1 protein-coding gene is annotated in these 255 nt (G+C 66.7%); it reads right to left on the reverse strand.

What is annotated here, in order from left to right; genetic code table 11:
* Window positions 1-255: hypothetical protein (locus tag ACVA58_RS28340; protein ID WP_446513561.1), on the reverse strand; the 255-nt coding region annotated here is incomplete at both ends.

Genomic DNA, 255 nt, shown 5'->3' on the forward strand with positions numbered 1-255 from the left:
GCATTGGCCACGCGGCGCTGGCCGGACAGATAAGCGCCGGTGAGCGTATCTGCCTTGCGGATGGCCGCCGGTGTGCCGTCGAAAACGATGGTGCCGCCACGCTCGCCGGGGCCGGGGCCCATGTCGATGAGGCGATCGGCGGCGAGCATGACGGAAGGGTCGTGTTCCACCACCACGAGCGTGTTGCCGGCATCGCGCAGGCGTTGCATGGCTTCAACAATGCGATCCAGATCGCGTGGGTGCAGACCGATACTC

Source organism: Photobacterium sp. DNB22_13_2 (genome assembly GCF_052873915.1).